Origin of the sequence: Xanthomonas sp. WHRI 1810A (genome assembly GCF_040202885.1) — a bacterium.
GTDB lineage: Bacteria > Pseudomonadota > Gammaproteobacteria > Pseudomonadales > Pseudomonadaceae > Aquipseudomonas.
This window is the reverse complement of sequence record NZ_JBEGED010000016.1, coordinates 60,268-71,031: the sequence shown is the minus strand read 5'-3', so window position 1 is coordinate 71,031 and position 10,764 is coordinate 60,268. Positions and strand designations below refer to the sequence as shown.

General features: G+C 65.5%; 14 protein-coding genes. 1 reads left to right on the top strand and 13 read right to left on the bottom strand.

The window, feature by feature from the left end:
- Window positions 1–242: 242 nt before the first annotated feature.
- From ABQX22_RS21285 to ABQX22_RS21225, 13 genes are read right to left on the bottom strand one after another with little or no spacing between them, the layout of a single operon-like run.
- Entirely contained in the window at window positions 243–1,289 is a 1,047-nt protein-coding gene (locus ABQX22_RS21285) for an EscU/YscU/HrcU family type III secretion system export apparatus switch protein (protein ID WP_349801838.1), read from the bottom strand.
- A 24-nt stretch (window positions 1,290–1,313) separates the two neighbouring features.
- Complete coding sequence (gene sctT, locus ABQX22_RS21280; protein ID WP_349801837.1) at window positions 1,314–2,126, bottom strand: type III secretion system export apparatus subunit SctT; 813 nt, start codon at window positions 2,124–2,126, stop codon at window positions 1,314–1,316.
- A 6-nt stretch (window positions 2,127–2,132) separates the two neighbouring features.
- The gene (locus ABQX22_RS21275; protein WP_037010118.1) at window positions 2,133–2,402 is read right to left on the bottom strand and encodes an EscS/YscS/HrcS family type III secretion system export apparatus protein; all 270 of its coding nucleotides are present in this window, start codon (window positions 2,400–2,402) and stop codon (window positions 2,133–2,135) included.
- Between the two features lie 4 nt (window positions 2,403–2,406).
- Window positions 2,407–3,060 carry a type III secretion system export apparatus subunit SctR gene (gene sctR, locus ABQX22_RS21270; protein ID WP_349801836.1) on the bottom strand — a complete coding sequence of 218 codons (654 nt, stop codon included), beginning with the start codon at window positions 3,058–3,060 and terminating at the stop codon, window positions 2,407–2,409.
- Window positions 3,057–4,079, bottom strand: coding sequence for a type III secretion system cytoplasmic ring protein SctQ (sctQ, locus tag ABQX22_RS21265; protein ID WP_349801835.1), 1,023 nt, complete (start codon window positions 4,077–4,079; stop codon window positions 3,057–3,059). The genes sctR and sctQ overlap by 4 nt, the downstream gene beginning before the upstream one ends.
- Window positions 4,076–4,549 carry a hypothetical protein gene (locus ABQX22_RS21260; protein ID WP_349801834.1) on the bottom strand — a complete coding sequence of 158 codons (474 nt, stop codon included), beginning with the start codon at window positions 4,547–4,549 and terminating at the stop codon, window positions 4,076–4,078. Before ABQX22_RS21260 ends, sctQ begins: the two co-directional genes overlap by 4 nt.
- A 16-nt stretch (window positions 4,550–4,565) precedes the next feature.
- Complete coding sequence (locus ABQX22_RS21255; RefSeq protein WP_349801833.1) at window positions 4,566–5,894, bottom strand: FliI/YscN family ATPase; 1,329 nt, start codon at window positions 5,892–5,894, stop codon at window positions 4,566–4,568.
- The gene (locus ABQX22_RS21250) at window positions 5,891–6,484 is read right to left on the bottom strand and encodes a FliH/SctL family protein (RefSeq protein ID WP_349801832.1); all 594 of its coding nucleotides are present in this window, start codon (window positions 6,482–6,484) and stop codon (window positions 5,891–5,893) included. Before ABQX22_RS21250 ends, ABQX22_RS21255 begins: the two co-directional genes overlap by 4 nt.
- A complete protein-coding gene (locus tag ABQX22_RS21245; protein WP_349801831.1) occupies window positions 6,481–7,116 on the bottom strand; it encodes a hypothetical protein in 636 nt (211 codons plus the stop codon). Before ABQX22_RS21245 ends, ABQX22_RS21250 begins: the two co-directional genes overlap by 4 nt.
- Entirely contained in the window at window positions 7,113–7,895 is a 783-nt protein-coding gene (sctJ, locus tag ABQX22_RS21240; protein WP_349801830.1) for a type III secretion system inner membrane ring lipoprotein SctJ, read from the bottom strand. Before sctJ ends, ABQX22_RS21245 begins: the two co-directional genes overlap by 4 nt.
- 3 nt (window positions 7,896–7,898) lie before the next feature.
- Complete coding sequence (locus ABQX22_RS21235) at window positions 7,899–8,369, bottom strand: hypothetical protein (protein ID WP_349801829.1); 471 nt, start codon at window positions 8,367–8,369, stop codon at window positions 7,899–7,901.
- Between the two features lie 9 nt (window positions 8,370–8,378).
- A complete protein-coding gene (locus tag ABQX22_RS21230) occupies window positions 8,379–8,597 on the bottom strand; it encodes a hypothetical protein (RefSeq protein ID WP_349801828.1) in 219 nt (72 codons plus the stop codon).
- 51 nt (window positions 8,598–8,648) lie between these two features.
- The gene (locus ABQX22_RS21225; protein ID WP_349801827.1) at window positions 8,649–9,242 is read right to left on the bottom strand and encodes a hypothetical protein; all 594 of its coding nucleotides are present in this window, start codon (window positions 9,240–9,242) and stop codon (window positions 8,649–8,651) included.
- A gap of 184 nt (window positions 9,243–9,426) precedes the next feature.
- On the opposite strand from ABQX22_RS21225, the gene ABQX22_RS21220 reads away from it, so the two are divergent.
- On the top strand, window positions 9,427–10,206 hold the full coding sequence (locus tag ABQX22_RS21220) for a tetratricopeptide repeat protein (RefSeq protein WP_349801826.1): 780 nt from the start codon (window positions 9,427–9,429) through the stop codon (window positions 10,204–10,206).
- The last annotated feature ends 558 nt before the right edge of the window (window positions 10,207–10,764 follow it).

Genomic DNA, 10,764 nt, shown 5'->3' with positions numbered 1-10,764 from the left:
CGCGTGGGCACGGCACTTCGGACGCTCCGCGTCCCGGCGACGCGGAGCGTCAGGCGCGGCATTCCCACGCGGAGCGTGAGGAACGATCAGGTGCCAATCCCGATAGTCGATGTTGATCGTACCCACGCTCCGCGTGGGCACGGCACTCCGGACGCTCCGCGTCCCGGCGACGCGGAGCGTCAGGCGCGGCATTCCCACGCGGAGGTGAGGAACGATCAATCCGGACGATCTGGCAGTCTGGATCAAATCAGTCGCGCAGCCACCAGCAGGTCGGCCACAGCCTGGAAGGTGTGGTCGGGGACGGGGTCGCCGGGGACGGCGCGGCGGGCGATGTAGGCGGCCAGTTTGCTGTCCATGCCGTGGGCGATGCCCAGTGCCGCCGCCTGGGCCAGCAGGGCCGGCGCGTCCTCGGGTTCGGCGCGGCAGACCACCACCGGCACCGGGGTTTCGCCGCGCACGTAACGCACACCCACCACCCAGCCGTCGGCGGTGCCGATCATCAGTGACGCCCGGCCCAGTCCCAGCTTGGTGGCCAGTGCCTGCATCTCCCGTCGTTGCCGCTGGCGTTCGCTCTTGATCAGCGGGTCGCCGTCGACGTCCTTGCGTTCGCGCTTCTGCTCGCTGCGGGTCATTTTCATGTCGCGGCCGAACAGCCAGCGCTGCATCAGCACATCCACCCCGCCCACCAGCAGAAACGCCGCCAACACCGTCAACATCAACGGTTTGAGCACCAGGTAAAACGTCGACTCGATGCACCCCGCCCCACACCGCGACGACTCCATCAGCGCCTGCAACGCATGGCGCCCCACCACGTAGAACGCCGCCGCCAGCAAGAGCAACTTCACCAGCCCCTTGAGGAACTCGACGAAACTGCGCATCGAGAAAATGCGCTTGAAGCCTTCGGCCGGGTTGATGCGCTTGAAGTCGGGCTTGATCGGCTCCACCGAAAACACCACCCCGCGCATGGTCACGATGTTGGTCAGAATCACCACCCCCACCGTGACCGCCACCACCGGCAGGGTCAGCGTCAGTACCAACTGCTCAGCGGTGTCGATCACCCGGGGCCAGACCGTGTGGAACGGCTCGATGTAGATCAGCGCGACCATGTCCAGCAGCGCTTCCACCTGGGCCTGGGCCCGAGGCAACAGGATCGAGATGCACAGCGTGCAGCAGAGGATGACCATCCCCGACACCAGGTCCTGACTCTTGGCCACCTGGCCTTTCTGCCGGGCATCACGCAGCTTTTTGTCCGTGGCCGGCTGGGATTTCTCTTCGCTGCTATCGCCCATCAGCGGCCCGCCACGAACAGCCGCTCACAGGGAACCGGCCAGGGTTTTGAGAAATTCCACGGTGCCGCGAAACTCGGCCAGTTGGTCGAGCATGACCGGGATCAGAAAGCCGATGTAGATCACCATCAGCACCGTGAAAAACAGGTTTTTCACCGGCAGCGACATGTCGAAGATGTGCAGGCTGGGGGCCATGCGCGACAGGTACGCCAGCATCAGGTCGGTCACCAGCAGGCAGATGATCAGCGGCGAGACCATGATCACCCCGACCCGTGTCACCTGATCGAGGATCGACAGCACCGCCATCAGCGCGGAGCTGGCAAACAGCGGCGTGAACGCGGTCACCGGCCACAATTGATAGCTGTGGTAGTAGCCGTCGACCATCATGATGAAGCCGCCGGACATGAAGAACAGCGCGATCAGCATCACCGTTAGCAGGGTCGCCATGACGCTGGACTCGCCGGAGGACAACGGGTCCACCAGTTGCGCCATGGTCGAGCCGCGCTGCAAATCCACCAGCTCCCCCGCCACTTCGGCGGCCCAGAACGGAATGCCGAACAGCAGGCCGATGAGCACGCCGATCAGCATTTCCTTGATCATCAGGCCGGCGAGGAAAAAGCTGCCGTGCTCGGGCAGCGCGGTGAACGCCGCGAACACCGGCACGAACATCGGGATGGCGATGGCCACCGCCACGCAGCCGCGGATCATGCCGGTCAGGCCCAGGCGATTGAACGCCGGGGTGATGATCACCACGCCCATGGCGCGACTGGCGGCCAGCGCAGCCGAACTGATGACCGGGTACGCAACTTCGAGAAACGCATTGGCGACATTGGCATCCATACCGGGTCAGCGCGTCCACAACGGGAAATTGTCCAGCACTTCGCTGCCCAGCTCCGCCACCTGACTGGCCAGCAACGGCCCGACAAACACGATCACCAGCAGCACCGCGACCAACTTGACCACCTGCGGCAGGGTCTGGTCCTGAATCTGGGTCAGGGCCTGCAACAGACCGACGCTCAGGCCCACGACAATGGCCACCCCCAGCGCCGGGGCCGAGAGCAACAGCACGGTCATCAGCGCCTTGTTCATCAACGAAAGAAAAACGTCCTGCCCCATGAGATCACCCGTAGCTAAGAATCAGGCCGTGCATCAAGCGCGACCAGCCGCTGAGCGCGACGAAGAGGAATATCTTCAGCGGTATCGAAATGAGCGTCGGCGAGACCATGGACATGCCCATGGCCATCAGCACGTTGGCCACCAGCAGATCCACCACCAGAAACGGGATGTACAGCAGAAAACCGATCTCGAAGGCGCGGGTCAGCTCGGAGCTGACGAAGGCCGGCACCAGCACCACCAGGTCGTCGTCCCGCAGGTCGGCCCGGGCCTCCGGGGACCAGATAGTCTCGGTGGCCTGCACGAAGAAACCGCGCTCGCTTTCGTTGGCAAAGCGCGCCAGATGCGCCTGCAACGGCGGTCTGAGCGCGTCGCCGAATTCGCGCAGTTGCTCGACGTTTTCGATGTTCAGGTCGCGCCCCTGCACTTGCCGGTACATGTCGCCCATCAACGGCGTGGTCACGTACACCGAGAGAATCAGCGCGATGCCGTACAGCACCAGATTGGGTGGCGTCTGTTGCACCCCCAGGGCGTTGCGAATGAGGAACAGCACCACGGAAATCTTCATGAAGCCGGTCAGGGTCACCACCGCCAGCGGGATGAGCCCGATGGTGGCGACCACCAGAATGATTTCAATCAGGTTGGGCTGATAGCCATTCATGCGCTGGCGAAGCTCAACAGACGCACACCCAGGCCGTCGCCGATCTTCACCAGTTGACCCTGGCCGACGCGCCGGCCGTTGACCATCAGGTCCACGCTGTCGTGCAGCTGCGGTGCCAGTTGCACCAGGCTCCCGGCCCCCAGTTCGCGCAATTGGGCCAGGGACAGTTCGACGCTGCCGACCTGACAGACCAGGGTAAGCGGCAACGCGTCCAGCGTGGAATCGAGGGTGTTCGCGTCGGCAGTTTCAGTCATCGGTGCGTCCTTCATGAGGGGTACGGGCGTCGGGGGTTCAAGCAGTCGGGCGGTGTCGCCCTTGAGTTCGGCACGGGCCTGCAGGCGGCCCGCCAGCACCAGCCGCACCTGCGCGGGCGGCCCGTCATCGAGCATCAGCACATCGCCCGGTCGCAGGCTGTGCAATTCGGCCACGCTCAACGGCGCTTCACCGTTCTCCACCTTCAGCGGCAGGCGCAACCCGAACAACGGATGGCGAGCCGGCGCGGCGTGACGGTCCAGCAGGTCAGCGATCAGCTGCGCGGATTCGGCGCTCATCTGCAGCGTGACCGGCCAGGTCGAAGCCTGGGCGATCTGCACGTCCAGGGTCAGGCTCAGCGTCGAGGGCGGGATTGATTCAGCGGCAGCGGCCGCATCCACCACCCGGATGTCCTGCCCGGTGAGCTGTTCCAGCGGCTCGATCAGGCCGAGCAACGCGAGTTCCAGCAGCAGCGAACCGCTCAGTCCGTTCAGGTTTTGTGAAACCAGCCCTAATCCCTCAAGCGCTTCATGGGGCAGCTGCATGACCAGCGAAACAGAGCCCAGCGTCAAGCGCAGGTCGAACACCGGGCCAACCGGCGCGGCAACGCTGCTCCATCGCACGGTAACGGCCTGACCCGCGACCTGTCCCTGCCAGGGGTAGCGATGGCGATGCAGTCGGTTGTGCAGCGCCATCCATCGCGGATCGTGAACGCTCAGCCACTCCATGCCCGCGTCAGCGCCCATCGCTGCTTCGCGACAGGTCATGCAGCGCCGCCCGGCAGGGCCGTCGGGATCTCATCGGCGTCTTCCCGGTGCTCGCCGGCACGCCGCTCATTACGCAGGCGACCTTCCAGCAACGACTCGCACGCCTCGGCCTGGCGCTGCCGGGCCAGGCGCGCGGCACGAAACCGGTCACGCGCTTGCTCCTGCTCCTGAAGGGCCTGGGCGCTCTGCGCCACCGAGCCTTGCAGCGCCTGCTGACTGTCGGCCAGCGCGTCGAGCTGCTCCTGGGCCGCGTGCCAGGCGTTGAGGGTCATCCCTTCGCTGGCCGCGCCGTAGAGGTTTTCCGCCCGGCGCGCCACCGCTTCACGGTGCAGTCGCAATTTTTCCTTGGCGTCGTCGAGGGCTTCGTGGGTGTCGCGGCAGCGTTGTTGCTGGGCCGCCAACTGGCTGGACGCGCGCTGCTCGCGCAGTTGCCGCAAGGCGTGCAGGCTGCGTAAATCGTCGGTCTTCATTGAGCCTCCGGGGTCGTCATGCCAGGACCTTGCGCATGTGGTTGAGGGTTTGCGCTGCGCTGCTCGGTTCGGTGGCAGCCTGGCGCATGAAGGCTTCGATGGCGTCGTGCCGGGCGATGGCCTCATCGGCCAGCGGGTCGCTGCCGGCGGCGTATTCGCCGACGCGGATCAGCATCTCGATTTCGTTGCGCCGGGCCATCAGCTCGCGAATGCGCAGGGCCAGGTGGCGTTGTTCATCGGTGGAGACTTGATCCATCAAGCGGCTGCGGCTGCGCAGTACGTCGACGGCGGGAAAATAGTTACGCTGCGCCAGTTCGGCGCTGAGGACGATGTGCCCGTCGAGAATCGAGCGCGCTTCCTCGGCCACCGGGTCCATGGACGCATCGCCTTCGGTGAGCACGGTGTACAGCGCGGTGATGCTGCCGACGGCACCGGGCCCGGCGCGTTCCAGCAGGCGCGGCAAGGCCGAGAAAAACGACGGCGGATAACCGCGTCGGGTCGGCGGCTCGCCCACGGCCAGGCCGATTTCCCGCTGCGCGCGGGCAAAGCGCGTCAGGCTGTCCATCAGCAGCAACACGTTGCGGCCCTGGTCGCGGTGGTATTCGGCCAGCGCCGTGGCGACGAAGGCCGCCCGCACCCGTTCCGCCGCAGGCCGGTCAGAGGTCGCGACCACCGCCACCGTGCGCGCCCGGGCCTGGGCGTCCAGCTGCACATCCAGCAGTTCGCGCACTTCCCGACCGCGCTCGCCGATCAAACCGATGACGATCACGTCGGCGTCAGTGTGGCGCACGATGCTGGCCAGCAACGACGACTTGCCCACCCCCGGCTCGCCGAAAATGCCCATGCGCTGCCCTTGCGCCAGGGTCAGCAAGCCGTCGATGGAGCGCACCCCGAGGGACATCGGTTTGACGATCAACTGCCGGGAAAACGGTGCCGGGGGTTCGGCGTGCAGTGGATAGCGACACAGTACGCCCAGCGGCGGCAGGCCGTCGCCGTCGAGAAAATCGCCCATGGGGCTGATCACCCGCCCCAGTTGCGCATCGCCGACGCTGACCCCGAGGGTTTCGCCGGTGGCGATAATTTCCGTGCGGGTGGACAGGCCTTCCATGGAGCCAATGGGCGACAGAATCGCCTCGTCCTGTTCAAAGCCGATGACTTCCGCCGCCAGGCTGCGACCGCTGCTGGGGTCGCGCAACTGGCACAGCTCGCCGATGCGCACCCCGGCGACGCTGGCCCGCAGCAGCACGCCGCGAATGCTGCGCACGGTGCCTTTCATGGGCCGCAGCCGGGCTTCGCTCAAACGCTCGGCCAGGCGCGGGATCATCGCCTGCAGATCGACGCTCACGGCTGCGCCTCATCGGCAAACGGCAACAGGCTTCGGCGCAGGTTGGTCAGTTGCGCCTCCAGGCCCAGCTCAACGGAACCCACCGGGCTGCTCAGGCGCGCCTGACCCGGTTGCAGCTGGTCATCGGACTCGACGGTGATCCCCGGCAGGTGATCGCGCTCGGTGTGCAGTCGGCGGCGCACGGCTTCAACCTCCAGGCGCGGGACGAACAGGGTCAGGGCCTGGTCCTGGCGAAACGTGTCCAGCGCCTGGCGGGTGCAGCGCACCAGGCGTTCGGCGGCGTCCAGGTCGCCGAGCACTTCACGCACGATGCCCAGCGCCAGGTCCGCCAGGGACGCTTCCAGCCCGGCCAGCCAGGTGTCGACTTTCAGCGACGTCTCCACCAACAGCGCGCTGACCTGTTCCGCGCCCTGCTCGCGAGCGCTTTCAAAACCTTCTTCCCGGGCCACTTCCAGCCAATGGGCGCTGTCGTCGCGGATTGCCTGGGCGTGCGCTTCGGCCGCGCGGACGAACGCATAGCCGTCGATCCATAAATCTGCCTGTTCGGCGCGCAGGATGCGTAACGCGGGGCGGGTCGGTAATTCGCTCATCCGGCGAGCTCCTCGGCCAGCGGCGCAAAGGTGGCAGCGGCGCGGCGCACGATGTTCAGGTCGAACCCGGCGTTCGGGGACTCGAACAGCCGCTGATCCAGGCGCAGGCGCAACCAGTCACACAGCGCGTCTGGCTGACGGTGCAACCAGGCCGCCACAGCGCTGGCGCCGTCCCGATCGATGGCCTCCAGCAGGTCAGCGGGCTGGCGCAGCAGGTCGGCAGCACCGGCCAGCGAACGGTTCGCCAACGCCTGTGCGAACACGTCGCTGCCCAGGCCGCTGCGCAGTTGATTGACCGCTTCGCTGCGGATTTCACGGCTCAGGGTTGCGGCGTGCCAGATCGCGCCGCACAGGCGTGGCAGCCGTTTGAAATCCTCGGAAGAGAGCAACAGCACCGGCAGGTCTTCATCCGTCGGCATCGGCAGTTGTGCCAGCGGTTGCAGCTGAAAGCGGTTGATCAACAGTTGCGACAGGCGGGGCTGGAAACGCGGCGCGTCGTACAGCGCCGTGTGCTGTTGATCGGTCAGCGGTTGCGGCCAGCATTCATTGAGCCGGTTTGGGTTTACAAAACTCAGGGGCTGCTCGGTCAACGACTGCCACGCCTGTTGCCGGCGGGTTGAAGCAGCGGTCATACGGCATCCTCCAGCACGTAAACCGAGTGGGCGCGGCGCCGTTGCCACTGCTGCCAGCCGAGCAGACCGGCCAGGCCCAGGGTGCAGATCAGCAACACGCCGAACATCCAGCGCGCCTGGGGCACGTTGTCTTCGAGCATCCACAGGCCCATGAAACTGGCCAGACGCGGCTGGGCGGCGGCGCGATGGCTGGCGACGACGGCCTTGATCGCGGTGACCGAAACGCCCTCGTAGCTGAGCCCGGAAATACCGTTGGCGACCAGGGTCTTGATCTGCGGGATCAGTTGATTGATGTCGGTGTCCGGGTCGTAACGCACCAGCACCGAGGCCGATGACGGGGAAATCACTCGCTTGAGCAGGTCGTTGTCCGGCAGCACCACGTGGACCCGGGCGGCAATGATGCCGTCGATTTCCGAGACGCTGTGGGACAGCTCTTCGCTCAGGGCGTAGACCATCTGCGCCCGTTCCTGCACCGGCGACGACACCAGGCCGTTGCTCTTGAACACCTGGCCCATGTTGGAAAACGACTGGCCGGGCAAACCGGCGTCATCGAGCAACGACATGGCCTGGGCGAAGCGTTTTTCATCCACCACCACGGTCAGCTGACCGTTGTCCTGGACCTTGCGCGACGCCGGGACGCCGTCACGCAACAACACCGCGACCATGGCATTGGCCTCGCGCTCGCCCAGGTTGGTGTACAGGTCGATATCGCAGGCCTGCAACACCCCGGCGAGGGCCACGACGATCATCAAACGCACGGCACGGCAACGGTTGAACATGGGTTATTGACCTTTCAAGAGCGTGTTGGCGGAGCCGGATATCTGCGTGGCGCCGCGCACCACCATCTGCGTTTCGATGGAGTAATCGAACATTTTGCCCAGCGAGTGGACGATCTGATCCACCTGCTGCTCGCCAACTTTTTTCGGCGGTTGCCCGTTGCTGGCGAGGGTTTGCGCCGAGCCCGGTTTTTCCGCACCAGCCGTTGCCGGTACGTTGCCCGGCCCCGACGCAGCGCCCGGCGGCGAGCCGTTGCTCAGCACATCGGCGCGCTCGGAAAACGTGCGCGAGCGGTCGATGAAACCGTTGAGGCGCTCCATCAATCCCTCACCGATCTGATGCGGGCTGGCGCCCTGGGGCATGCCCTGGGCGTTGCTGGCCATGTGTTCGAACAGGTTTTGAGAGCCCTGTAATCCTCCGGGCCCTCCCGACGGCGGCAAGGCTGCCGCCGCCGGTGCTGCGAGACTGGCTGTCATGGCGTCGGCCTATTCTTCGTCGTCTTCGGACGACTGGGCTTCGTTCAGCATTTCCTGGGCCTTGGGCATGATGATGAACTGCCCGCCGATGGTGACCGCCTGGGTGATCAGGGCTTCGGTGAGCTCGTCGTCGCTCATCTCGGTCTTGGATTTGTCCACCGCCGCATTGAACTGCGCTTCGGGCGTGGCGGTGACATTGGTGGTGCTGTCGATCGGGCTGACTGACATGGTGTTGCTCCTTGCCGGTGGGTGATGAAGGTGCTGTTGTTTGCCTTGGGTTCAGTGGCTCGCTTCGGTGGTGACCACGCCGCCACGAAACACCCGCACGCCGCGTTCACGGGCCACGGGTGCCGCGACGGGGCGTTGTTGCTGGTCGACGTGCTGCTGAACCATGTTCAGGTAGGCCGGCGGACCGGAGACGAACAACTCGTCGCCATCGGGACCGGGGCGCGTTGAAATCTGTTTGCCGTAGACGTCCAGGCTGGCGAGGTAATCGTCCAGCTGCTCCAGGTTCTGGCCCTGAGCCTTGAACAGCCGCGTGCCGGTTTCGGCGTCGGCGGTCAGGTAAAGAATGTTGCCGTCGAAGTACCAGCTCAGGCCGTTGGCATCGCACAGCCGGGTGAGGAAATCCCCTGCCGATTCGCCGCGTACCCGGCTGCGGGACTTGCCGCGCACCTTGTCGGACATGACCACGATCAGGCCCAGGTTGTGGCCGAATTCTTCCATCGCCGCGCGCACGTCCTGCTCCACCAGCACGTAGGCGTAGGGCTCGGCGTACCAGGTCGGGTTGTTGTTGGAGGGGGCGTCGTCTGCGTGCACGCCGGTCGACGTCAGGGTCAGAATCAGCAGCCAGAACACCGGAAGCTTAGGCATGATGGCGGCCTCCTTGCGTCGGCGCCGATGGGGTGACGGAATTGGAAATCCGGCGCACATAACGGTCGCTATTGGGATTCAAGTGGATACACTGATTGTCCCGTCGGGCGGGCCGTTTCAACTGATCAGGCGTTGTGCGTGATTGAGTGAATGCCTCGCCGTCCTCGACCCAAGAGCCTTGTCCATGCCCAGTCGCTTTGCCTCCACATTGACCTTGCTTGCCAGCGTCACCCTTGCCTCCTGCGCTACTCAACCCACCGACAGCAGCTACGAGCGCTTCATGCGCCTGGCCGCCGATCTGGAAACACGTGGCGATACCGGCACCGCGGCCGGCCTGTATGAAAAGGCCACGCAACAGCCTCAGGCGCAGATTCAGGCCTGGCTCAAACTGGGCGAAACGCGACTGGCCAGCGGCGACGCACGGGGTGCCGAGCGCGCCTATCAACAAGCGCTGGAGATTCAACCCGACAGCGCCACCGCCTTGCTCGGGCTGGGCACCGCGCAACTGCGTGAAGGCAAACTGGACCGCGCGGTGACCGTGCTGACCCAGGCCAGCGCGCAACCCGGTCAGCCTGAAGCCTTCAACCGGCTGGGCATTGCGCAGATGCTGCGCGGTCAGGCTGAAGCGGCGCAGGCAGCGTTCAGCAAAAGCCTGGCGTTGGCACCCAACGATCTGGACACCCGCTGCAACCTGGCGCTGGCCTACGCCCTGGGCGACAAGCCGCAACTGGCGCTGGACAGCATTCACGCGGTCAACCAATCCGCCCGCGCCCTGCCCCGGCACCAGCGCAACGAACTGCTGATCACCGTGTTGGCCGGCCATGAACAAGACATCAACCACCTGACCCTCGACGACATCCCCGCCGCCGAACGCCAGACCCTGCTCACCGAAGCCCGCCGCATCAAAGCCCTCAAAGACCCCCAGGCCCAGGCCCGTGAGTTGGGGCTGATCGATACCCATTGACGGTGTGATCGCAGTGAGCCCCCTGTGGGAGGGAGCTTGCTCGCGATTCGGTGCCTGACTCCCAGAAGATGCGGCGGATGGACGGGCCTCATCGCGAGCAAGCTCCCTCCCACAGTGATCACTCACCGCTCCAATCGCTGGCAAGCCAAGCTCCCACGGCCTGCGGCCAGAATCAAAAACGCATTCGGCAGAACCGGGTGTTGTGGCGCGCAGGCCCCTGATTCTGGCCGCAGGCCGTGGGAGCTGGCCGGGCGGCGTTGCGCACAAGCTTTTGATTCTGGCCGGAGGCCGTGGGAGCTGGCTTGCCTGCGATCTGGCGCGTAGCGGCAGTAAAACCGGTAGACGCGGTACTCCTGTCACAACCAAGCCGTCTGGTTTCCGGGCCGCTTCGCGCCCCATCGCTGGCAAGCCAAGCTCCCACGGCCTCCGGCCAGAATCAAAAGCGCATTCGGCAGAACCGGGTGTTGTGGCGGACAGGCCCTTGATTCTGGCCGGAGGCCGTGGGAGCTGGCCGGGCGGCGTTCCGTTTGCCTGCGATCTGGCGCGCAGCGGCAGTAA